The following is a 21039-nucleotide window of genomic DNA, read 5'->3' as shown; positions in this document are numbered from 1 at the left end:
TCCCGATGAGGACCCGCGGAACTGCGGGGGCCTCACTTTGAGGTGTCGTCGGACGGATCCGGCGGGGTGTCACCCCGGCGCCGGGGCAGGCCGTCCGTCTCTCCTGCGGTGTTCTGCTGAGCTTCGCTCCCGGGCGAGGACCGTCGCTGATCCCGTCCCGACCGCTCGCTCTCGATGAGCTCGTTCAGCCAGCGCACTTCGCGCTCCACGGACTCCATACCGTGCCGCTGCAGCTCAAGCGTGTAGTCGTCGAGGCGCTCGCGGGTGCGGGCCAGCGAGGCCCGCATCTTCTCCAGCCGCTCCTCCAGCCGGCTGCGCCGGCCTTCCAGCACCCGCATCCGCACCTCGCGCTCCGTCTGCCCGAAGAAGGCGAAACGAGCCGCGAAATGCTCGTCCTCCCAGGCGTCGGGGCCGGTGTGCGAGAGCAGCTCCTCGAAGTGCTCCTTACCTTCCGCCGTCAGCCGGTAGACGATCTTGGCGCGGCGGCCGGCCAGCGACGACGCGGGGGCGACCGCACGGCCGGTGGCGGGCGGTGCGGCGGCTGGGGCGGCACCAGGCTCCTCGACCAGCCAGCCGCTGGCGACCAGCGCCTTGAGGCAGGGGTAGAGAGTTCCGTAGCTGAAGGCGCGGAAGATTCCCAACGAGGTGTTGAGGCGCTTGCGCAGCTCGTAGCCGTGCATCGGGGACTCACGGAGCAGACCGAGAACGGCGAATTCGAGGATGCCCGAGCGTCTGCTCACCTGCGCCTCCTCCATCTCCGGGTGCTGCTGGTACCTCCGCGAAGCCCTGTGCCGAGCGGGTGTATCGAGCTGATGTGCCGAGCGGATGTATCGACTCGATACATCCCGACGATAGATCGGTACCCGCGATGCGACAAGAGGGGGCATCGTGAACGGCGTCACATCGTGAATTCGTAGGCACCGACTTGCGTTGTTTGGGGTGAAGTTCGGCCCTAGGAGGGTTTTGACCGTGCGTAGTCTGTGCGGCATGCAGACCACCGGGAACCGTGTGACGCGCCCGCGCGTCAGTCTTCGCGGGCCAGCCGGACGCATGACGCATGGCGGACAAGCCTGCCGGAAGGCTGGTCCGCAATTCGGGGGACCGGATCTCAACTGCCGCTTCCAGGCGCTCTCGCCTGCCCGAGGAGTAGTCGTTCGATGAGCGAGCACCGTCGCAAACCGCCCCAGCCGCAAGGCGGCGGGCGTGCAGCGGCCAGACGAGCTGCCCAGCAGTCCTCAGGACGCCGCGCAGCACCGTCACGCGGAGTAACTTCCGAGTCACATTCAGGGTCGCACAGCGGGGGTGCTCCGCAGGGCGGACGCGCCGAAGCGCGCCGTGCGGCCCAGCGAGGTGGCGCCGGCCGCGGCGGTGGTGGAGGACGCCGCCGCGGGGGCGGAGGAGGCCACGAAGAACCCGGCAGGGGCCGGGGTCGTAATGCGCGGCGTCCCGCCAAGAAGCGTTTCATCGACTACCCGCGCGCGGAGAAGGACGGCCTGTGGCGCTGGCTCCCGTCGTGGAAGCTGGTCACGGGTCTGTGCATCGCCTTCCTCGGCGTACTCATGGGCATCGGCACCATCGCGTACGCGATGGTCGGCAAGCCGAACGTGAACGAGGCGGCGGAGGCTCAGAACAACGTCTACCTCTGGGACGACGGCTCGCAGATGATCGCCACCGGCGGTGTGGCCAACCGCCAGATCATCGACTACGAGCAGATCCCCGAGGCGATGCGGAACGCCGTCATCTCGGCCGAGAACAAGTCGTTCGAGCACGACAGCGGCATCGACCCGATGGGTATCGCCCGAGCCCTGTTCAACATGGCCACCGGTGGTGAGACCCAGGGTGGCTCGACCATCACCCAGCAGTACGTGAAGAACTCGCGCCTGTCGCAGGAACAGACCCTGAGCCGGAAGTTCCAGGAACTCTTCATCACGCTCAAGGTCAACAACGACATGAAGAAGAGCGAGATCATCGCGGGCTACCTGAACGTCGCGTACTACGGCCGGGGTGCCTCCGGCATCCAGGCGGCGGCCCGTACGTACTACGGCAAGGACGCCGTCGAGCTGAACCCGAGCGAGTGCGCGTTCATGGCCTCGCTGCTGAAGGGTCCCTCGTACTACGACCCGGCAGGTGCCCCCGAGGTCGACCCCAAGCGGGCCACCAAGGAACTGAACACCCAGCGGGTGAGAAAGCGCTGGAAGTGGATCCTCAACGAAGAGGTGAAGGACGGCCGTCTCTCGAAGTCGGAGCGTGCCAAGTACACGAAGTTCCCGATGCCGAAGTCGCCGAGGAAGGACGCCCAGCTGGGCGGCCAGACCGGGTACCTGGTCGAGCTGGCCCGGAAGAACTTCCTCAACAACAACCCCGACGTCAAGCCTGAGATGCTGGCCCGGGGCGGCTACGAGATCCGCACGACCTTCAACAGGAAGAAGGTCAACGAGCTCGAAGCCGCGGTCAAGAAGGTCTACAAGAACAAGATCGACGCGAAGGCACGCCCGGAGACGGACACCCACGTCCAGTTCGGCGGTGGCTCGGTCGACCCCAAGACCGGCGCCATCGTGGCGATCTACGGCGGTGAGGACGCGACCAAGCACTTCACCAACAACGCAGACCCCACCGGTGCCCAGGTCGGTTCGACGTTCAAGCCGTTCGTGCTGGCGGCGGCGATGGAGTACGGCAGGCGCAACCCCGCGCTGGGGCCGGACCAGGGGCCGTCGGACCGTACGAAGGTCTCGCCGCTCAGCATCTACAACGGTGACGACCTGCTGCGGATCAAGAAGTACAACGGCGAGATCTGGAAGGACGAGAACGGCGACGAGTGGCGCCAGGCCAACGACGGCCACGAGTCGAAGGGTGACATCACCCTGCGCGAGGCGATGCGGGTCTCCGCCAACTCCCCGTACGTCCAGCTCGGCATGGACGTCGGAACCGACAAGGTGAAGAACGTCGCCCTGGCCGCGGGGCTGAAGGAGGACGGTCTGGCGGACGCGAGCGTGCCGTCGTTCTCCATCGGCACCTCCTCGCCCAGCGCGATCCGGATGGCCGGCGCGTACGCGACCTTCGCGGCCAGCGGCCAGCAGCGCGAGCCCTACTCGGTCTCCGAGGTGAAGCACGGCGGCAAGACGATCTACCGTCACGAGGTCACCACCAAGCGCGCCTTCGACCCCTTGATCGCCGACAACGTCACCGACGTCCTGAAGAACGTCGTCGACAAGGGGACGGGTACCCCCGCACAGCTCCCGGGCCGCCAGGTGGCGGGCAAGACGGGTACGACGGACGACAACAAGTCCGCCTGGTTCGTCGGCTACACGCCGCAGCTCTCCACGGCCATCAGCATGTACCGGCTCGACGACGACGAGAAGAACAAGGACCGCAAGTTCGAGAAGATGTACGGCACGGGTGGTGAGAAGACCATCCACGGTGCGTCGTTCCCGGCCCAGATCTGGCACGACTACATGGCGGGCGCGCTGGAGGGCAATCCGGTCCTGGCCTTCCCCCAGCCGGAGCCGATCGGCGACACGGTCTACGGCGGCGGTGCGCAGAGCCCGACGCCGACGCCCACGGAGACGGAGGACCCGTCCCCGACCGCCTCGGAGACCGAGGAGCCGCCGGAGACCACGCCCCCGGCGTCGCCCGACCCCACCGAGACCTGTGGCCGATGGGACTGGGACTGTCAGCACAACAACGGCGGGACCAGCGACGGAGCCACCGGCGGGGACGCGAACGGTGGTAACGCCACCGGCGGTGGTGGCCCGTCGACGACTCCCAACCCGTCGAACGGCGGGAACTGGAACGGCGGGAACGGCAACGGCGGGAACGGCAACGGGGCCAACAGCACCGGCGCCGTCTTCGGCGGGCCGGCCGGATAGCGCCGGTCCGACGGGCCGGACCAAGAGGGCCGCCGCACCCCACGGGGTGCGGCGGCCCTCGTCGTCCCCACAGCCCCGTACGGCAGGATGTGCGGCATGCCAAGCGCAGAAGACACCAGCGTGCACCAGCACCAGGAACGGTCCGTCGTGCGGCCCACGCACCAGGACGAGGTCGCCGCGGCCGGCAGCGAGCTGATCGGCGGACCGTCGGGGCGCTGGGCCCGCGCGGGCAGCGCGGCGCTCCCTCCGGTGGCCGTCGTCGCCCTCGTGGCCCTCGGGACGTTCGCGCTGGGCATGGTGCAGAAGCTGCCCTGCTACAACTGGGCGTGGTTCAGGGGCGCGGGCTCGCAGTACACGCACGCCTGCTACTCGGACATCCCGCACCTCTTCGTGGCGCGCGGCTTCTCCGACGGGCTGGTGCCGTACTTCGACCGGCTGCCCGGCGACATGCAGTACCTGGAGTACCCCGTCCTGACGGGGCTCTTCATGCAGGTGGCGTCCTGGCTGACGCCGGGCGGGGAGATCCAGTTCCGCGAGCAGATGTACTGGATGGTCAACGCGGGCATGCTGATGGTGTGCGCCGTGGTCATCGCCGTCTGCGTCGCGCGTACGCACCGGTTCCGCCCCTGGGACGGGCTGCTGGTGGCCCTCGCCCCCGCCTTCGCGCTGACCGCGACGATCAACTGGGACCTGCTGGCCGTCGCGCTGACGGCCGCGGCGATGCTCATGTGGTCCCGCGGGCGGGCACTCGCCTTCGGCGTGCTCATCGGGCTCGCCACGGCCGCCAAGCTCTACCCCGTGTTCCTGCTGGGCCCGGTGTTCGTCCTGTGCTGGCGGGCGGGCAAGTGGCGGGAGTTCGGTACGGCCGCGCTCGGAGCGGTGGTCTCCTGGCTGGTGGTGAACCTGCCGGTGATGCTCCTGGCCCCGGAGGGCTGGAAGAAGTTCTACACGTTCAGCGAGGAGCGGGGCATCGACTTCGGCTCCTTCTGGCTGATCATCACCCAGCGCACCGGCGAGGCCATCGACGTCGCGACCGTCAACACCGTCTCGACCCTGACGACCGTCGCGCTGTGCGCGGCCATCGGCGCGCTGACCCTGATGGCACCGCGCAGGCCGCGCTTCGCGCAGCTCGCCTTCCTCGTCGTCGCGGCGTTCATCCTGGTCAACAAGGTCTACTCACCGCAGTACGTGCTGTGGCTGATCCCGCTGGCCGCGCTCGCGAGGCCGCGCTGGCGGGACTTCCTGATCTGGCAGGCCTGCGAGGTCATGTACTTCCTGGGCATCTGGATGTACCTCGCGTACACGACGAGCGGCGACAAGCACCAGGGGCTGCCCACGGAGGGGTACCAGCTGGTGATCGCCCTGCATCTGCTGGGCACGCTGTACCTCTGCGCCGTGGTCGTACGGGACGTGCTTCTCCCGGAGCGGGACGTGGTGCGGCGCGACGGCTCGGACGATCCGTCCGGCGGGGTGCTCGACGGGGCCCCGGACGCGTTCGTGCTGAGGCGAACGGCACGGCCGGAGCAGCACGCGGTCGAGGGGCCGCAAGTGGAATGGGGCGCGGGACGGGAACCGGCCGCGGAGTGAAAGGACCGGGCCGCCACCCCGTACGGAGTGGCGGCCCGGTCTTCGCGGTGGACGTACGGCTCAGTGGTCGACGAGACGGTCGAACTGGGTCGTCGTGTGGCGCAGGTGGGCCACCAGCTCGTCGCCCACCTTCGGCTCCTGGGCGTCCGACGGGACGAACAGGATCGACACCTGCATGTGCGGCGGCTCGGCGAACCAGCGCTGCTTGCCCGCCCAGACGAACGGCGACAGGTTGCGGTTGACGGTGGCCAGGCCCGCGCGGGCGACCCCCTTGGCCCGCGGCATCACGCCGTGCAGGGCCTTCGGGGCCTCCAGCCCCACCCCGTGCGAGGTCCCGCCGGCGACGACCACCAGCCAGCCGTCCGACGCCGCCTTCTGCTGGCGGTAGCCGAACCGGTCGCCCTTGGTCACGCGCGTGACGTCCAGCACGGAGCCGCGGTACTGCGTCGCCTCGTGGTCGCCCAGCCACAGACGGGTGCCGATGCGGGCACGGAAGCGGGTCTGCGGGAACTGCTGCTGGAGACGGCCCAGCTCCTCGGCGCGCAGATGGCTGACGAACATGGTGTGCAGCGGCAGCCGGGCCGCGCGCAGCCGGTCCATCCAGGCGATGACCTCCTCGACCGCGTCCGAGCCGTCCGTGCGGTCCAGCGGCAGGTGCAGGGCGAAGCCCTCCAGCCGCACGTCCTCGATGGCGGCGTGCAGCTGCCCGAGCTCCTCCTCCTTGACGCCGTGGCGCTTCATCGAGCTCATGCACTCGATGACGACCCGGGCGCCCACCAGGGCGTGCACACCGTCCACGGAGGACACGGACCGTACGACGCGGTCGGGCAGCGGCACCGGTTCCTCGCCCCGGCGGAACGGCGTGAGGACGAGGAGGTCGCCGCTGAACCAGTCCTTGATGCGGGCCGCCTCGTAGGTGGTGCCGACGGCGAGCATGTCGGAGCCGAAGCGGATGGCCTCGTCGGCCAGCCGTTCGTGGCCGAAGCCGTATCCGTTGCCCTTGCAGACCGGGACGAGGCCGGGGAACTGGTCGAGGACGGATTTCTGGTGCGCCCGCCAGCGCGCGGTGTCGACGTACAGGGAGAGCGCCATGGCCGGTCCGGAACCCTTCTGGTGCGGCGGTGTGGGAGGTGTGTGGTGCCGAAGCCCCATTGAAACCAATGAAGCCGGTTTCGTCAGCGGGGCGGGAGGTGTCGGCGGAAGCGGATCAGAGGTGTACCAGTGGCGTACGGGCGGCGCATAGGCGGCCCGTACGCGTACCGGCAGACGCGTCCGACGCGCGTCAGCGGCGCGACATGTAGATGTCGAGCGCCTTGTGCAGCAGCTTGTTGAGCGGGAAGTCCCACTCGCCGAGGTACTCGGCCGCCTGCCCACCGGTGCCGACCTTGAACTGGATCAGCCCGAAGAGGTGGTCGGTCTCGTCCAGCGAGTCGGAGATGCCGCGCAGGTCGTAGACGGTGGCGCCCATCGCGTACGCGTCGCGCAGCATCCGCCACTGCATCGCGTTCGACGGCCGGACCTCGCGCTTGTGGTTCGCGGAGGCGCCGTACGAGTACCAGACGTGTCCGCCGACGATCAGCATCGTCGCGGCCGCGACGTTCTCGCCCTCGTGCCGGGCGAAGTAGAGCCGCATCCGGTTGGGGTCCTCGGTGTTGAGCGCCGTCCACATGCGCTGGAAGTAGCTCAGCGGACGCGGCCGGAAGCGGTCGCGCTCCGCGGTGATCTCGTACAGCCGCTGCCACTCGGCGAGCTCGGTGTAACCGCCCTGGACGACCTCGACGCCGGCCTTCTCGGCCTTCTTGATGTTGCGTCGCCACAGCTGGTTGAAGCCCTTGTGGACGTCTTCGAGGGAACGGTTCGCCAGCGGCACCTGGTAGACGTAGCGGGGCTGCACGTCGCCGAAGCCGGCGCCGCCGTCCTCGCCCTGCTGCCAGCCCATCTTCCGCAGCCGGTCGGCCACCTCGAAGGCGCGCGGCTCGATGTGGGTGGCCTCCACGTCGCGCAGCCGCTTGACCTCGGGGTCCTGGATCCCGGCCTTGATGGCGGGTGCGTCCCACCGGCGGATGATGACCGGCGGCCCCATCTTCACGGAGAAGGCGCCCTGCTGCTTGAGGTGCGCCAGCATCGGCCGCAGCCAGTCGTCCAGGTTCGGCGCGTACCAGTTGATGACCGGGCCCTCGGGGAGGTAGGCGAGGTACCGCTTGATCTTGGGGAGCTGGCGGTAGAGCACCAGGCCGACCCCGACGAGCTGCCCGTCCTTGTCGAACCAGCCGAGGCTCTCCGAGCGCCACTCGGCCTTCACGTCCGCCCACGCCGGGACCTGCATGTGACTCGCCGCGGGCAGGTTCTGGATGTACGCCAGATGCTGCTCTCGGCTGATGGTCCTCAGGGTCAGGCTCATGCGGGGCGCTCCTCGGCAGGCGTGTCCCCATCGGTCAGGGGCTCCGGCTCTCGCGCCGAAGCCTACTGTGACCGCCGCTCACGCTGTCTGGCCCCTTGCACCTGTCCCTGCTACGGGACGGTGCGGGACCCCTGGGCGGAGTCCCGCACCGTTTCCGTCGGCTCTCGTGGGTCCGCCGTGCGCCGGCCCGCGGTTCTTTGCGCCTCAGCCCACGATGCCGCCGAAGAGACCGCCGTGCGCCACCCCCAGGAACAGGCCGAGACCGGCCGCGCCCATGCCGATGACCAGCAGGAACCGTTCACGCGTCGTTTCCGAGATGTACTGCCCGTACGCGCCCGTGAGGATGCCGATGAGCCCGGCCCACGAGCTGATCAGATGCAGGTTGTGGAACATCGCCGTCACGAAGGCGAGCACACCGAGCACCAGCGTCACCGTCACCAGGGCCTGCTGGGCGGGATGGCTCTTGCCGTCCGTGGCGAGCAGGGAGACGGGAGGACGGGGTCCTATTGCCTGTGCCATGGAGTACCTCCTGGTCGAACGGGGCGCTTCGTGGCGCCGCTCACACCCGATGTGTCCAGATTGCGTCTCCTGACCACCGGATTTCAACCGGAAGCCGGTGAGCGGGTACTCTGTACGGTCTGCACCGGTGTCTGCCCAGGCCAGCCCGGCGGCCCCTCTCCATGGAGGGTGTTGTCGGCACAGGCCGCTCGACGCGGCGACATCGGCGCTCACGCATCACGACCCTCCTGCCACGGAACGACCGTGGCCGCTGAGTCCAAAGGAGGTGGGTTCCACATGCGTCACTACGAGGTGATGGTCATCCTCGACCCCGATCTGGAGGAGCGCGCTGTCTCCCCCCTGATCGAGAACTTCCTCTCCGTCGTCCGTGAGGGCAACGGAAAGGTCGAGAAGGTCGACACCTGGGGCCGTCGTCGTCTCGCTTACGAGATCAAGAAGAAGCCCGAGGGCATCTACTCGGTCATCGACCTGCAGGCCGAGCCTGCGGTCGTCAAGGAGCTCGACCGCCAGATGAACCTGAACGAGTCGGTCCTCCGGACCAAGGTCCTCCGCCCCGAGGCCCACTGAGCTTCCGGCTCAGTGGTCATCGGGTCCGAGTAGTAGCAGCAAGCAGCCAGAAGCAATCCCGCCGAGAGGTTCATCCATGGCAGGCGAGACCGTCATCACGGTCGTCGGCAATCTCGTCGACGACCCCGAGCTGCGCTTCACCCCGTCCGGTGCGGCGGTCGCGAAGTTCCGTGTCGCGTCCACTCCCCGCATCTTCGACCGGCAGACCAACGAGTGGAAGGACGGCGAAGGCCTGTTCCTGACCTGCTCGGTCTGGCGGCAGGCGGCGGAGAACGTCGCCGAGTCGCTCCAGCGCGGCATGCGTGTCGTCGTGCAGGGCCGGCTGAAGCAGCGGTCGTACGAAGACCGCGAGGGCGTCAAGCGCACGGTCTACGAGCTGGACGTCGAGGAAGTCGGCCCCAGCCTGAAGAACGCCACGGCCAAGGTCACCAAGACCACGGGTCGCGGTGGCCAGGGCGGCCAGGGTGGATACGGCGGCGGCCAGCAGGGCGGCGGCAACTGGGGCGGCGGTCCCGGTGGCGGTGGCCAGCAGGGCGGCGGCGGCGCTCCCGCCGACGACCCGTGGGCCACGAACGGCCCGTCCGGCGGCCAGCAGAGTGGCGGCGGAGGCGGCTGGGGTGGAAACTCCGGCGGCTCCGGCGGCGGCTACTCGGACGAGCCCCCCTTCTAGGGGCGGCTCGACCCCCACTTCTTGATCACACAGGAGAAACATCATGGCGAAGCCGCCTGTGCGCAAGCCTAAGAAGAAGGTCTGCGCGTTCTGCAAGGACAAGACCCAGTACGTGGACTACAAGGACACGAACATGCTGCGGAAGTTCATTTCCGACCGCGGCAAGATCCGTGCCCGCCGCGTGACCGGCAACTGCACGCAGCACCAGCGTGACGTCGCCACGGCCGTCAAGAACAGCCGTGAGATGGCGCTGCTGCCCTACACGTCCACCGCGCGATAAGGGAAGGGTGACCGAAACATGAAGATCATCCTCACCCACGAGGTCTCCGGCCTCGGTGCTGCGGGCGACGTCGTCGACGTCAAGGACGGGTACGCCCGTAACTACCTGGTTCCGCGTGGCTTTGCCATCCGCTGGACCAAGGGTGGCGAGAAGGACGTGGCGCAGATCCGCCGCGCCCGCAAGATCCACGAGATCGCCACGATCGAGCAGGCCAACGAGATCAAGGCCAAGCTCGAGAGCGTGAAGGTTCGCCTGGCCGTTCGCTCTGGCGACGCCGGTCGGCTCTTCGGCTCCGTGACCCCGGCCGACGTCGCCTCGGCGATCAAGGCCGCCGGTGGCCCCGACGTCGACAAGCGTCGCGTCGAGCTCGGCTCGCCGATCAAGACGCTCGGCGGACACCAGGTGTCCGTGCGTCTGCACCCCGAGGTCGCTGCGAACCTCGGCATCGAGGTCGTCGCTGCCTAAGGGCGCGGCTCACTTGAGCAGATGAAGGGCCGCACTCCTCTCGGGGTGCGGCCCTTCGTCGTTTCACGTGAAACCCACTGTTTCGCATGAAACCCGCCGTTTCACGTGAAACGACGGGTTGGTGAACCAGGACTCAGCGGGTGGCCCCGGTGACGGCCCACTTGCCGGAGCGGACGCGGAGCCAGAGCGTGGCCAGCCGGACCGCCATCATCAGCGTCATCGCCCACCACAGCGCCGTCAGCCCACCGCCTGCCGCCGGTACCAGCAGGGCGAACGGAGCGAAGACCGCGAGGGTGGCGAGCATGGCCCAGGCGAGGTACCGGCCGTCACCGGCCCCCATCAGCACCCCGTCCAGTACGAAGACCACGCCGGCGATCGGCTGGGAGAGCGCCACCACCAGCAGCGCCGGGACCAGGGCGTCCTGGACGGAGGTGTCACTGGTGAACAGCGGGACGAACAAGGGCCGCGCCAGCACGATCAGTGCTCCGAACACCACCCCGGAGACGGCGCCCCACTGCACCATGCGACGGCATGCCTCGCGCGCGCCCTTGGCGTCGTCGGCCCCCAGGTACCGGCCGATGATCGCTTGGCCCGCGATGGCGATGGCGTCCAGAGCGAAGGCCATCAGGCTCCAGAGCGAGAGGATGATCTGGTGCGCGGCTATCTCGGTGTCCCCGAGGCGGGCGGCGACGGCCGTGGCAATCATCAGGACGGCGCGGAGCGAGAGCGTACGGACCAGCAGCGGGACGCCTGCCTGGGCACTGGCCCTGATACCGGCGGCGTCCGGGCGGAGCGAGGCGCCGTGGCGTCGTGCTCCGCGCACCACCACGACCAGATAGGCGAGGGCCATCGAGACCTGTGCGATCACGGTGCCCCAGGCCGACCCGGCGATCCCGAGACCGGCACCGTAGACCAGCCCCGCGTTGAGCGCGCCGTTGGCGGCGAAGCCCCCGATGGCGACGTAGAGCGGGGTCCTGGTGTCCTGCAGGCCGCGGAGCACGCCGGTAGCGGCCATCACCACGAGCATGGCCGGGATGCCGAGGCTGGAGATCCGCAGATAGGTGGTCGCGTAGGGGGCGGCCGTGTCGGAGGCTCCGAAGACGTTCACCAGCCAGGGGGCGGCGGGGAGGGTGACGGCGATGACGGCGATGCCGAGCAGGAGCGCCAGCCAGATGCCGTCCATGCCCTGGCGGATCGCCGAGGCGAGATCGCCCGCGCCGACCCGCCGTGCCACTGCGGCTGTGGTGGCGTAGGCGAGGAAGACGAAAATGCTGACGGCGGTGGTCAGCAGGGCGGCGGCGACGGCCAGGCCGGCCAGTTGCGGAGTACCGAGATGGCCGACGATGGCACTGTCGACCATGACGAAGAGGGGCTCTGCCACGAGCGCGCCGAAGGCCGGAACGGCGAGCGAGATGATCTCGCGGTCGTGGCGACGGCGGCTGGACGACGAGGGGGCCGGGACCTGGGTCATGGGGTCAATCTAATCTTCCACAGGTAATAGATCCAATGCTCTATTAGTCCTTACATTTGTTGAGTCCTGGTGTTCTCCTCCATGGTGTCTCTCGTGATCTTGTGCCGAGCTGAAAAGTTTTTCTCCCCCACAGCCCGTGGATGGTAAAAGTCCAGGTCAACGGGGTGATGGTGGAATGGCTATGAGTTTGTCCACAGTGCTGTCCCCCGATCCGTGCACAGGTTCTGCGGGGTTCTCCACAGCATCTGGTCCGTCGTCCACATGGTCTGTGGATAACCAGATTGGCTGACGGTGCCGAGCGGCCTACCGTGGACCGGCGCCCGCACTCCGTTCTGGTCCTGGAACCACGCAGAACTTGACGCGCCGGAACCGGAGTCGGGCGTCTTGTTTGTCGGTGCTGTGCCGTAAGAAGGAGTGGCATGGCGATGTCCGCGGAGCGGACGGGAGGAGGAGGCCCGGTGAGTGTTCCCGAGCCCTTGGACGACCCCTGGGCCGAGTCCGGCCCCAGTGATCGTCTGCCTGTTTCCCGGCAGCGCCGTGCCGAGGGCCAGAGCCGCGGCGAGCAGCACGAACGCGGGAGGGAGAGCGGCGGCTGGGACGGCGGCTCCTCCGGTTTCGAGCGGGTTCCGCCGCAGGATCTCGACGCGGAGCAGTCCGTTCTCGGCGGCATGCTCCTGTCGAAGGACGCCATCGCCGAGGTCGTGGAGGTCATCAAGGGCCACGACTTCTATCGTCCCGCGCACGAGACCGTCTTCCAGGCCATCCTCGACCTGTACGCCAAGGGCGAGCCGGCCGACCCGATCACGGTCGCGGCCGAGCTGGTCAAGCGCGGCGAGATCACCAAGGTGGGCGGCGCGCCGTACCTCCACACCCTGGTCCAGTCCGTGCCGACCGCGGCCAACGCCTCGTACTACGCGGAGATCGTTCACGAGCGGGCGGTGCTGAGGCGGCTCGTCGAGGCCGGTACGAAGATCACGCAGATGGGATACGCGGCCGACGGCGATGTCGACGACATCGTGAACTCCGCGCAGGCCGAGATCTACGCCGTCACCGAGCAGCGCACCAGCGAGGACTACCTGCCGCTGGGCGACATCATGGAGGGCGCGCTCGACGAGATCGAGGCGATCGGTTCGCGCAGTGGCGAGATGACCGGTGTGCCCACGGGCTTCACCGACCTCGACGCTCTCACCAACGGCCTGCATCCCGGCCAGATGATCGTCATCGCGGCCCGTCCGGCCATGGGCAAGTCGACGCTCGCCCTGGACTTCGCGCGAGCGGCGTCGATCAAGAACAACCTGCCGAGCGTCATCTTCTCCCTCGAAATGGGCCGCAACGAGATCGCCATGCGTCTGCTGTCCGCGGAGGCCCGGGTCGCCCTGCACCACATGCGGTCCGGCACGATGACGGACGAGGACTGGACGCGGCTGGCCCGCCGGATGCCCGAGGTGTCGACCGCGCCGCTCTACATCGACGACTCCCCCAACCTGTCGATGATGGAGATCCGGGCGAAGTGCCGCCGGCTCAAGCAGCGCAACGACATCAAGCTCGTGATCATCGACTATCTCCAGCTGATGCAGGCCGGTGGCTCCAAGCGCTCCGAGAGCCGTCAGCAGGAGGTCTCGGACATGTCCCGAAACCTCAAGCTCCTGGCCAAGGAGCTGGAGGTCCCGGTGATCGCGCTCTCGCAGCTGAACCGTGGCCCCGAGCAGCGCACGGACAAGAAGCCGATGGTGTCCGACCTGCGTGAGTCCGGCTCCATCGAGCAGGACGCCGACATGGTGATCCTGCTGCACCGCGAGGACGCGTACGAGAAGGAGTCCCCGCGGGCCGGCGAGGCGGACATCATCGTCGGCAAGCACCGAAACGGCCCCACGGCCACCATCACCGTCGCCTTCCAGGGCCACTACTCCCGTTTCGTGGACATGGCACAGACCTGACCGGCTCCCGTGTGGGATCTCAAATTTCGTGTCGGAATCTCACGGTCGATGTCGGACTGAAGTCGGATCCGATGTTGAACTGAGATTCGCAGGTCGCTCAGCGGTCAGGGTGCCAGTGAACGCCTGAGCCGATTCGCGGCCGCATCCGCCTACCCCAGCCTCAGCGCGGCGGCGAGCGGCCTCGGTCTCAACACGTTCACCCTCGTCGCGCAGATCAACCGGATCGAACGAGAGCTCGGCGGGCCGCTGCTGGTCAGAGCCGAACGCGGCCGGCCCATGACGCTGACCCCCTTGGGGAGGAGGGTGCTCAGAGCTATTCGCACGTCTCAAGATGGTGCAGCGTCATGAAATCCGAAGTTCACTCCGGGTCGGAAAGGCGATGAAACGCTCCGTCGAACTCTCCCGACGTAAGCAGCTCGGCGATCACGCTCACCATGCCTTGGATGCCGGGACCTCGAATGATCAGCCCGTCCGAGCACCAGAAGCACCGACCCTCTGCCGCCTCTCCGGTCTCCTCCCACCTCTTCATCAGCCGGTCCACCTCGGCGAGGGTGAAGATCGTCGCACTCCAGCGAGAGCCATCGGGGAGACGGACCTCGACGTCCACGTTGCAGACTTCATCGAGCACCTCATCAGGGCTCGGGAGGAACAGTGCCTCGAATCCTTCGGCGCGGGTACGGTAGTAGGGGCCGTCCCATCCTGCGTCGGTCTGCAGTTGGCTCGTCGTGGTGGTCACAGCAGGAGCCTCCCAGCAGTCCGGATGACCATCCAACAGGCAGCCCCCGCGGTTCTCGCGGGCTTCACTGTGATGATGATCAGGTGAAAGAAGACCTAGCCGCACCGACGCCCGTCATCCTTGGCATAGACGACCTCCGCCCACTCCCCAGAGTTACGCGGATTGCCCGCACCAGCCGAGAAGGCATCCAGCTCCTGCAAGAGCACCGCGACAGCTTCATTGACGAACTCTGGCTCGACCACGATCTCGGCGGCGACGACACCATCATGCCCGTGGTGACCTTCATGGAAGAAGCCGCCTTCAACGGACGGCCCTTCCGGATCGGAACGGTCTTCGTTCACAGCGCCAACCCCATCGGTGCCGAAACCGTCGTCCGGTCACTCACACGCTGGAACTACCAAGTCCGGCGGGCAACGGCTTAGGGAATCCGACACCGGGTTGAGACCTCGGCGTTCGACACGTCGTGAGACTGCGATAGAAACCGCAGATCAGAGAAGCAGCGTCCGACACGAGCCGCGAGACCCTACATCCCGTTGCCAAGGGACCCGGGACCGGCAGGCCGGGCCGCCGGACGGGTTTCTCGCCGTCGCGGCGATCGTCCCACCGTACGCCCCGGGCACCTGGACGCGGGGCGTACGGGAAGCCGCTCAGTGCCTCGTCTCGTACCTGGTCAGGATCACGCCGTCGGGAAACGCGCGCGTTTCCACCAGGTTCAGGTTCATCCAGCTGTCCAGAGTGGTGAAGAACGGTGTGCCGCCGCCCACCAGGACCGGATGGGTGGCGATCACGTACTCGTCGATCAGGCCGGCGCGCATGGCCGCCCCGGCGAGCGTCGCGCCGCCGATGTCCATCGGGCCGCCGTCCTCGGCCTTGAGCCGGGTGATCTCGGCGACCGCGTCGCCGGTGACCAGGCGGCTGTTCCAGTCGACCTTGTCGATCGTCGAGGAGAACACGACTTTCGGTGTGTCCCGCCAGTTCCGCGCGAACTCGATCTCCGCCGGGGTGGCGTGGGGTTGCTGGTCGCCGGTCGGCCAGTAGGAGCTCATCGTCTCCCAGAGCTTGCGCCCGTACAGGGACAGTTCGCTCGCCCGCTCGTGTTCGAGCCACCACCGGAACAGCTCTTGGCTCGGCGGTCCGCTCCAGCCGATGTCGTCGCCGGCGGCGGCGATGTAGCCGTCCAGGGTCATGTTCATGCCGTAGATCAGTTTTCGCATGGTCCAGCCTCTCGTCCGGGGTGTCCGGCGTATGGACTGGCGTGGCGCGGGAAACTCATCGGTGCGCGATCCGGGCTCGCCGGTGGTCCTCGTGCTCTGCGTGGCGTACTCGACCGGCCCGCTCGCCCTCGCGGGGACCGGGAAGGGGCGGCTCGGTGCCGGTCGGAAGATCCCGAGGGCCCGGAGCTCAGCCGTCCTGGGACGGCGCCCAACCAGCGGCCGGGTCCTCGGTGAGCAGGGGCCGGAGCGCGCCGAGAACCGCGCCGACGCAGACGTCGCGCAACTGGGCGCGGGTGCAGGTCTCGTGGGTGAGCCAGTCGACGCAGAGGACCTGGACGAAGACCAGCCAGCTTTTCAGGACGCCCGAGACCGCCTCGCGCGCGCCCTCGTCCGCCAGGGGCAGTACGGCCAGCAGCCGGGTGCGGAGCGCGTCCAGTTCGTTCGTCATGATCGTCTGGATCACGGGGTCGCCCGCGAGGACCCGGTTCGCGGCGAGGACGGCGTGACGGTTCGCCACGAAGTAGTCGAGATGGACCTCCATGCCCTGGACGAGCTGCTCCACCAGGGAATCGGCGGGGTCGAGCCGGGTCTCGGCCAGCAGTTGGTCCGCGGCCTGCTGGTAGACGGCCGCGAAAAGGGCGTGCTTGCTGGGGAAATGGCGGTACAGCAGGGCGCGGGAGACGCCCGCCGCTTCAGCGACCTCCTCCATCAGGACTTCGTCGTACGGATGTGTCGCGAAGAGCCGTGCCCCGACTCCGAGGAGCTGGGCACGGCGGTCGGCGGGGTTGAGCCGTTGGCGGGGAGGCACGGAAGAAGGCTACTTGACATGTGTCTACTAGCGCACCCAGTCTAGTGGCCGCATGTCAACTAGACGCATGCCGATCAGGCTGGGCCGGCACAGTTCGGAGGGGTCATGGCGAATGTTCTGCGCGTGCTGACGCGGGTGATGGGCTGGGCCTGCGTGGCGATCGGCCTGTACCACGTGCTCCTCGGGAACGCGGCGATTCCCGGGGCCGGTTCGGCGGGCCCGACGATCGACAGCTGGGGCCGGTTCATGGGGGCCAGTTTCGTCGGCTACGGGCTGGCGTGGCTGTGGGCCGCGCGGCAGCGGCCCGTCCCGGCCCGGGCGGTGCGGTGGCTGGCGGGAATCTTCCTGCTGGGTGGCGTGGGGCGGCTGCTCTCGCTGGCCGAGCACGGCCGGCCGCACTGGTTCCAGATCGTGCTGACCGTGCTCGAACTCGCCCTGCCCCCGGTCTTCTTCTGGCTGGCCGACGCGGAGGAGCGGCCCCGGCGCGGCGGGACGGAGGCCGCGGCGGCCGGGCGGTGAGCGGCGTCCGCGTGCGACCGCCGGACCGGCCCTGTCGCGTGGCCGCGTCGATCCGGCGGGGCCGACCCGGGGCTTGACCTCAAGCATCGTTGAGGTTGTTGGGTGGGTGATGGCGGCGGACGCAGCCACCACCTGAACGATGTCGATACGGAGAGGACACCGCCATGACGAGCGGCATTCTTGTAGTGGGGACGATTTCCACCGAGGACCAGGACGCGGTGATCGGTGTGGTGAAGGGCCTGGAGGAAGCGTTCAACGCGAAGGACCCGGTCGCGTTGAGCGGGCAGTACACCGAGCACACGTCCTGGACCAACGCGAAGGGCACCCGCCTCGACGGCAGGGAGGCGATCGCCGAGTTCAGTGCTGTGGCGCTGAAGAACTTCCTGAGTGACTCGTTCGCCCGGTACGACGTGGTCAAGATGCTGGAGGTGGCCCCGGACGTGATCGCGGTGAACGTGGTGCAGACTCCGCTCGACAGCGCGGGCGGCGTCGTCGACGGCCCCGGGGGAGCGGCGCTCTACGTGATAGCCAAGCGGGCCGACGGCTGGTACATCGCGGCGGGCCAGAACATGGCCGTCGACCGTACGCGGTGACCTCCGGTCCGAGGCGGCTTTCCGGGGGAGCCGGAAACAGGGTTCAGGAGCCCGTCCCCGTCTCGGTGCGCAGCCAGTAGAGGCCATCCGCCCGGTCGACGATGTCCAGTTCGACGAGGTAGCGGCGGATGGCCACATGGTCGGTGCCGGAGCCCTCGCTCCAGTCGCGCAGGATGTCGTTGACCGCCTTTTCGGGGTAGCGCTCGCCGGGGCGGAAGGCCCGCTGGGCGAGGTGGGCCAGAACGGCGCGGCGGCGGCCGATCCGGGAGGGGACCCCGAGCAGCCGGTCGCCGTCGACGAAGGTCCGCAGCAGGGAGTCCGTACTGTCGCCGCCGGTGCCGGCCCGTTCGGCCGGGGCGGCGGTGCGCAGGACTTCCCTGAACCTGCCGGTGGCTGCGGTGAGACGGCCGTCGTCGTCGGTCACGAGGCCGCCGGAGGTGAGCTTGCGCAGGGCGAGGGCCACGTTCCTGGTCCGTTCACCGGTCGTGGACGCGATCTCGGCGGGGGCCGTCGCTCCCAGCACGATCGCCGAGAACACCCGCAACCGGGTCTCGTCCGCGAGCAGACCCGCCAAAGCCTGTGCTGTCACTGTGCGGCTCCTCGATTCGGTTCGTCCGACGCGTCGTTCGTCGTTCTCGTCCATCGGGTGCAGTGTTGTCGACGAGGAGTACGCGCGGGTACTCGTTTTCGTGCGTCGCGTCGGCCCGGTCGATGCGGCGGCGGGAGGGGGTGGGAACCGTCCCGTACTGCATGATCGTCAGTTTCAGATGTGACTGAAGCGACGCCAGTGCTGACCGATGACCATAGTGAGCTGATCTCCGACCTGTCCGGGATCGTCAGCGACTATCCCTATGTGGATCCGGAGGAGGCCCTCATCGCGCTCTCCGGAGACGCGGCGGAGGCGGTCGGCCGCCAGGACACCCCCGAGGGGCACCGGGAACGGACCGGGTACGTGATCCTCCTCTACGCGACTTGCTGGTACGCCTCGTCGCGTGTCTTCAACAAGTCCCTCTTCACGTCGTACACGGAGGCCCTGGACGGCTTCCGCGCCACGCTCGACCCCACGATCTGCTCCTGCCCGGCCGGGGCCCACCCCACCGGCCTGGATTCGGAGTACGGGGTCGAGGCCGGAGTCAGTCTGCTGAGCGAGGCCGGACGGTCGGTCCTCGCCGAGGACTACGACCTCGAGGACGAGGATCTGGCGTCGTTCGACTGCGAGAGCTTCCTCGCGGAACTCGTCGACCAGGCGGCGGGCCGGATGCGCGAGGCGTACCGGGAGGTCTTCGGCGGCATAGACGTCTCCTCCCTCGACGCGCGGTTCCTCGGGGAGGACGGCGGTATCGACGTCGTCGCCATGCAGGAAGCCATCCAACGCACATGGGAGGAGAACACCGGACCGGTCGCGCTCTGGTCGGCCCGGCGCCTCCTCTCCGGACAACTGCGGGACACGGAGCGGCTCGGACTGTTCCTGTGCCTGTGGATGGGGGTCGCCCAGTCGTACGGGGGACTGCCGCCGTCCTACGCCCGGGATCTGGCCGCCGCTCTCGCCACCGTCGACCTGGACGTCAGCTGCGACCACCCGAAGCACCCCTGGTCCGCCGTGGACAGCACCACCCGGAGCCGGTACCGCGCGGTGCTCCATCTGTACGCGCCGGACGAGCACCCGGACACTCCCGTTCCGGCTGAGCTGTCCCCCCGTGAGCTGTGGGAATGCCCGGTGCAGTACGCGGAGTTGGCGCGCAGCGCGCTCGCGGACGTCGAGAGCTGGCGCGTCATGCGTGGCGGTGACGGGGAGGACTGGGAGGGCTGAGCGCCTCCGCCCGGGCCTGGGACGCTTCGGAAGCCGTTCCCCGGGCCGGGGCTGATCCGGGGCTGATCCGGGGCCGGTCCCGGCCGATTCCGGGCCGGTCCCGACCCTGGGCCCGGAACGGCAAATGAGGTCGCCACCGCCCGGTTCTCCAGGTAGTTCTTGACCATGATCTCCGAACCCGAACAGTTGCTTCCCGGTACGCGCCGCGCCCTGCTGCACCGCATCGCCGTCGCGCAGTCGGAGGGCCGCGCGCCCTCGCTCGTCGCTGCCGTGCAGCGGCAGGGGCAGGTCGTCTGGAGCGGCTCCCGAAGCTGCGTGGACGGGCATGCCCCGGACGGCGAAACCCAGTTCAGAATCGGCTCCCTCACCAAGACCTTCACCGCGGTGCTCGTGCTGCGGCTGCGCGACGAAGGTCTGCTCAACCTGGACGACCCGTTGGAGAAGCACCTCCCGGGCACCGGCGTCGCTGACGTCACGGTCCATCAGCTGCTGGGCCACAGCGCGGGGCTCGCTGCCGAGTCCCCCGGTCCCTGGTGGGAGCGGACGCCGGGTGCCCTGCGCCCCGAACTGCCCGATGTGCTGGGCGAGCAGACCCGTATGCACGTCCCGGGCCACCGGTTCCACTACTCGAACCCCGGCTACACGCTGCTGGGCTCCCTGGTCGAGAAGGTCCGCGGAACGAGCTGGGAGCAGGCGCTGCGGGACGAGATCCTGGAACCGCTCGGCATGCACCGCACGAGTCTCCGGCCGGAGGCCCCGCACGCGGGCGGCTGGGCCGTGCATCCCTGGGCCGATGTCATGCTGCCGGAACCGGCCGAGGACCTCGGGCTGATGGCCCCGGCCGGGCAGCTCTGGTCCACCACGAGCGATCTTCTGCGTTTCGCGGCCTTCCTGACGGAGGGGGACGACCGGGTCCTCCGCGCCGACTCCGTGGAGGAGATGCGGAAGCCGTCCGCGCCGACCGGGCCAGGTGACTGGCAGTCCAGCTACGGTCTGGGGCTCCAGCTGGCCAGGGACGGTGACCGCACGCTCTTCGGGCACACCGGATCACTGCCGGGGTTCCTGGCCACGTTGTGGATCAGCGCCGAGGACGATGTGGCGGCCGTCGCGCTCACCAACACGACGGCGGGGCCGGCGATCGGCGAGGTGGCCGCCGACCTCGTCGGGATCGTGGCCGAGGCCGAGCCCCGTATCCCGGAGCCCTGGCGTCCGCTGGCCGAGTCCGAGGTGGACACAGACCTCCTGGCGCTCACCGGCCCCTGGTACTGGGGCACGCGCGCGAACGTGTTGCGGCTGACCCCGGGCGGCGGGCTGGAGATCGCACCGATGAGCGGTGCCGGTCGCGGCGCCCGGTTCGTCCTCGGGGACGACGGCACCTGGACGGGGCTGGACGGCTACTACGCGGGGGAGATCCTGCGGGTGGTCCGGAACGACGACGGCAGCGTCAACCATCTCGACCTGGGGTCCTTCGTCTTCACCCGGGAGCCGTACGACCCGGCTGCGGCCGTTCCCGGTGGCGTGGACGCGAGCGGATGGCGCGGCCTGGGCGACTGATCGAGTGTTTCACGTGGAACGCTCATGTTTCACGTGAAACGA

General features: G+C 68.7%; 22 protein-coding genes. 13 read left to right on the top strand and 9 right to left on the bottom strand.

All coding sequences use genetic code 11. The annotated features are described in order from the left end of the window. Window positions 1-32: 32 nt before the first annotated feature. Window positions 33-740, bottom strand: a complete 708-nt coding sequence (locus ACIQGQ_RS08945; protein WP_352274037.1) for a helix-turn-helix transcriptional regulator — start codon at window positions 738-740, stop codon at window positions 33-35. A gap of 417 nt (window positions 741-1157) precedes the next feature. Between ACIQGQ_RS08945 and ACIQGQ_RS08940 the strand changes: the two genes are divergently transcribed. Together ACIQGQ_RS08940 and ACIQGQ_RS08935 are read left to right on the top strand one after the other, a co-directional pair. Then, window positions 1158-3866, top strand: coding sequence for a transglycosylase domain-containing protein (locus tag ACIQGQ_RS08940; protein ID WP_402392513.1), 2709 nt, complete (start codon window positions 1158-1160; stop codon window positions 3864-3866). Window positions 3867-3962: 96 nt separating this feature from the next. Continuing rightward, a complete protein-coding gene (locus tag ACIQGQ_RS08935; protein WP_402392511.1) occupies window positions 3963-5453 on the top strand; it encodes a glycosyltransferase family 87 protein in 1491 nt (496 codons plus the stop codon). Between the two features lie 60 nt (window positions 5454-5513). Here ACIQGQ_RS08935 and ACIQGQ_RS08930 read toward each other — a convergent pair whose 3' ends face one another. From ACIQGQ_RS08930 to ACIQGQ_RS08920, 3 genes are all read right to left on the bottom strand, one after another. Continuing rightward, a complete protein-coding gene (locus ACIQGQ_RS08930; RefSeq protein WP_352274034.1) occupies window positions 5514-6545 on the bottom strand; it encodes an alanine racemase in 1032 nt (343 codons plus the stop codon). A gap of 190 nt (window positions 6546-6735) precedes the next feature. Continuing rightward, window positions 6736-7854: a peptidoglycan bridge formation glycyltransferase FemA/FemB family protein gene (locus ACIQGQ_RS08925; RefSeq protein WP_352274033.1), complete on the bottom strand. Its 1119-nt coding sequence runs from the start codon at window positions 7852-7854 to the stop codon at window positions 6736-6738. A gap of 204 nt (window positions 7855-8058) precedes the next feature. Then, on the bottom strand, window positions 8059-8373 hold the full coding sequence (locus ACIQGQ_RS08920; protein ID WP_402392506.1) for a hypothetical protein: 315 nt from the start codon (window positions 8371-8373) through the stop codon (window positions 8059-8061). A gap of 276 nt (window positions 8374-8649) precedes the next feature. Here ACIQGQ_RS08920 and rpsF point away from each other — a divergent pair, with 276 nt between their 5' ends. The 4 genes from rpsF (at window position 8650) to rplI (ending at window position 10355) form a co-directional block, all read left to right on the top strand. Continuing rightward, window positions 8650-8940 (top strand): 30S ribosomal protein S6, encoded by a 291-nt coding sequence (gene rpsF, locus ACIQGQ_RS08915; RefSeq protein ID WP_030115097.1) that lies wholly within the window; start codon window positions 8650-8652, stop codon window positions 8938-8940. 76 nt (window positions 8941-9016) lie between these two features. Further along, a complete protein-coding gene (locus tag ACIQGQ_RS08910; protein WP_366288456.1) occupies window positions 9017-9610 on the top strand; it encodes a single-stranded DNA-binding protein in 594 nt (197 codons plus the stop codon). Window positions 9611-9653: 43 nt separating this feature from the next. Next, window positions 9654-9890 (top strand): 30S ribosomal protein S18, encoded by a 237-nt coding sequence (gene rpsR / locus ACIQGQ_RS08905; RefSeq protein WP_003967857.1) that lies wholly within the window; start codon window positions 9654-9656, stop codon window positions 9888-9890. 18 nt (window positions 9891-9908) lie between these two features. Further along, window positions 9909-10355, top strand: coding sequence for a 50S ribosomal protein L9 (gene rplI / locus ACIQGQ_RS08900; RefSeq protein WP_352274030.1), 447 nt, complete (start codon window positions 9909-9911; stop codon window positions 10353-10355). Between the two features lie 133 nt (window positions 10356-10488). Here rplI and ACIQGQ_RS08895 read toward each other — a convergent pair whose 3' ends face one another. Further along, window positions 10489-11826 carry an MATE family efflux transporter gene (locus tag ACIQGQ_RS08895; protein WP_402392501.1) on the bottom strand — a complete coding sequence of 446 codons (1338 nt, stop codon included), beginning with the start codon at window positions 11824-11826 and terminating at the stop codon, window positions 10489-10491. Window positions 11827-12284: 458 nt separating this feature from the next. On the opposite strand from ACIQGQ_RS08895, the gene dnaB reads away from it, so the two are divergent. Next, window positions 12285-13763 (top strand): replicative DNA helicase, encoded by a 1479-nt coding sequence (dnaB, locus tag ACIQGQ_RS08890; protein ID WP_402392498.1) that lies wholly within the window; start codon window positions 12285-12287, stop codon window positions 13761-13763. A gap of 84 nt (window positions 13764-13847) precedes the next feature. Next, window positions 13848-14111 carry a LysR family transcriptional regulator gene (locus ACIQGQ_RS08885; RefSeq protein ID WP_402393406.1) on the top strand — a complete coding sequence of 88 codons (264 nt, stop codon included), beginning with the start codon at window positions 13848-13850 and terminating at the stop codon, window positions 14109-14111. Between the two features lie 10 nt (window positions 14112-14121). Here the strand turns inward: ACIQGQ_RS08885 and ACIQGQ_RS08880 are convergent, their stop codons facing one another. Continuing rightward, window positions 14122-14499, bottom strand: a complete 378-nt coding sequence (locus ACIQGQ_RS08880; protein WP_402392496.1) for a hypothetical protein — start codon at window positions 14497-14499, stop codon at window positions 14122-14124. On the opposite strand from ACIQGQ_RS08880, the gene ACIQGQ_RS08875 reads away from it, so the two are divergent. Beyond that, complete coding sequence (locus tag ACIQGQ_RS08875) at window positions 14415-14921, top strand: cyclic-phosphate processing receiver domain-containing protein (RefSeq protein WP_402392493.1); 507 nt, start codon at window positions 14415-14417, stop codon at window positions 14919-14921. The genes ACIQGQ_RS08880 and ACIQGQ_RS08875 overlap by 85 nt on opposite strands. A gap of 225 nt (window positions 14922-15146) precedes the next feature. Here ACIQGQ_RS08875 and ACIQGQ_RS08870 read toward each other — a convergent pair whose 3' ends face one another. Together ACIQGQ_RS08870 and ACIQGQ_RS08865 are read right to left on the bottom strand one after the other, a co-directional pair. After that, window positions 15147-15713 carry a dihydrofolate reductase family protein gene (locus ACIQGQ_RS08870; RefSeq protein ID WP_402392491.1) on the bottom strand — a complete coding sequence of 189 codons (567 nt, stop codon included), beginning with the start codon at window positions 15711-15713 and terminating at the stop codon, window positions 15147-15149. A 187-nt stretch (window positions 15714-15900) separates the two neighbouring features. After that, on the bottom strand, window positions 15901-16521 hold the full coding sequence (locus ACIQGQ_RS08865; RefSeq protein WP_402392488.1) for a TetR/AcrR family transcriptional regulator: 621 nt from the start codon (window positions 16519-16521) through the stop codon (window positions 15901-15903). 105 nt (window positions 16522-16626) lie between these two features. Here ACIQGQ_RS08865 and ACIQGQ_RS08860 point away from each other — a divergent pair, with 105 nt between their 5' ends. Both ACIQGQ_RS08860 and ACIQGQ_RS08855 read left to right on the top strand, forming a co-directional pair. Further along, window positions 16627-17040, top strand: coding sequence for a DUF4345 domain-containing protein (locus tag ACIQGQ_RS08860; RefSeq protein ID WP_402392485.1), 414 nt, complete (start codon window positions 16627-16629; stop codon window positions 17038-17040). 164 nt (window positions 17041-17204) lie between these two features. After that, entirely contained in the window at window positions 17205-17633 is a 429-nt protein-coding gene (locus ACIQGQ_RS08855) for an SgcJ/EcaC family oxidoreductase (protein WP_402392482.1), read from the top strand. Window positions 17634-17676: 43 nt separating this feature from the next. Here ACIQGQ_RS08855 and ACIQGQ_RS08850 read toward each other — a convergent pair whose 3' ends face one another. Next, entirely contained in the window at window positions 17677-18222 is a 546-nt protein-coding gene (locus ACIQGQ_RS08850; RefSeq protein WP_402392481.1) for a DUF2087 domain-containing protein, read from the bottom strand. 198 nt (window positions 18223-18420) lie between these two features. Here ACIQGQ_RS08850 and ACIQGQ_RS08845 point away from each other — a divergent pair, with 198 nt between their 5' ends. Further along, on the top strand, window positions 18421-19443 hold the full coding sequence (locus tag ACIQGQ_RS08845) for a hypothetical protein (protein WP_402392478.1): 1023 nt from the start codon (window positions 18421-18423) through the stop codon (window positions 19441-19443). A gap of 165 nt (window positions 19444-19608) precedes the next feature. Beyond that, window positions 19609-20997, top strand: coding sequence for a serine hydrolase domain-containing protein (locus tag ACIQGQ_RS08840; RefSeq protein WP_402392476.1), 1389 nt, complete (start codon window positions 19609-19611; stop codon window positions 20995-20997). Window positions 20998-21039: the final 42 nt, after the last annotated feature.

Source organism: Streptomyces sp. NPDC092952, assembly GCF_044754785.1.
GTDB lineage: Bacteria > Actinomycetota > Actinomycetes > Streptomycetales > Streptomycetaceae > Streptomyces.
The sequence above is the reverse complement of the archived record's forward strand: the minus strand, read 5'-3'. Positions and strand labels throughout refer to the sequence as shown.

Bases quoted from the DNA above. Each gene is read 5' to 3' on its own strand.
- ACIQGQ_RS08855 (WP_402392482.1), top strand. From the start codon at position 17,205: ATGACGAGCGGCATTCTTGTAGTGGGGACGATTTCCACCGAGGACCAG.
- rpsF (WP_030115097.1), top strand. From the start codon at position 8,650: ATGCGTCACTACGAGGTGATGGTCATCCTCGACCCCGATCTGGAGGAG.
- rplI (WP_352274030.1), top strand. From the start codon at position 9,909: ATGAAGATCATCCTCACCCACGAGGTCTCCGGCCTCGGTGCTGCGGGC.
- ACIQGQ_RS08870 (WP_402392491.1), bottom strand. From the start codon at position 15,713: ATGCGAAAACTGATCTACGGCATGAACATGACCCTGGACGGCTACATC.
- ACIQGQ_RS08935 (WP_402392511.1), top strand. From the start codon at position 3,963: ATGCCAAGCGCAGAAGACACCAGCGTGCACCAGCACCAGGAACGGTCC.
- rpsR (WP_003967857.1), top strand. From the start codon at position 9,654: ATGGCGAAGCCGCCTGTGCGCAAGCCTAAGAAGAAGGTCTGCGCGTTC.
- ACIQGQ_RS08930 (WP_352274034.1), bottom strand. From the start codon at position 6,545: ATGGCGCTCTCCCTGTACGTCGACACCGCGCGCTGGCGGGCGCACCAG.
- ACIQGQ_RS08925 (WP_352274033.1), bottom strand. From the start codon at position 7,854: ATGAGCCTGACCCTGAGGACCATCAGCCGAGAGCAGCATCTGGCGTAC.
- ACIQGQ_RS08840 (WP_402392476.1), top strand. From the start codon at position 19,609: ATGATCTCCGAACCCGAACAGTTGCTTCCCGGTACGCGCCGCGCCCTG.
- ACIQGQ_RS08860 (WP_402392485.1), top strand. From the start codon at position 16,627: ATGGCGAATGTTCTGCGCGTGCTGACGCGGGTGATGGGCTGGGCCTGC.
- ACIQGQ_RS08940 (WP_402392513.1), top strand. From the start codon at position 1,158: ATGAGCGAGCACCGTCGCAAACCGCCCCAGCCGCAAGGCGGCGGGCGT.
- ACIQGQ_RS08895 (WP_402392501.1), bottom strand. From the start codon at position 11,826: ATGACCCAGGTCCCGGCCCCCTCGTCGTCCAGCCGCCGTCGCCACGAC.
- ACIQGQ_RS08920 (WP_402392506.1), bottom strand. From the start codon at position 8,373: ATGGCACAGGCAATAGGACCCCGTCCTCCCGTCTCCCTGCTCGCCACG.
- ACIQGQ_RS08910 (WP_366288456.1), top strand. From the start codon at position 9,017: ATGGCAGGCGAGACCGTCATCACGGTCGTCGGCAATCTCGTCGACGAC.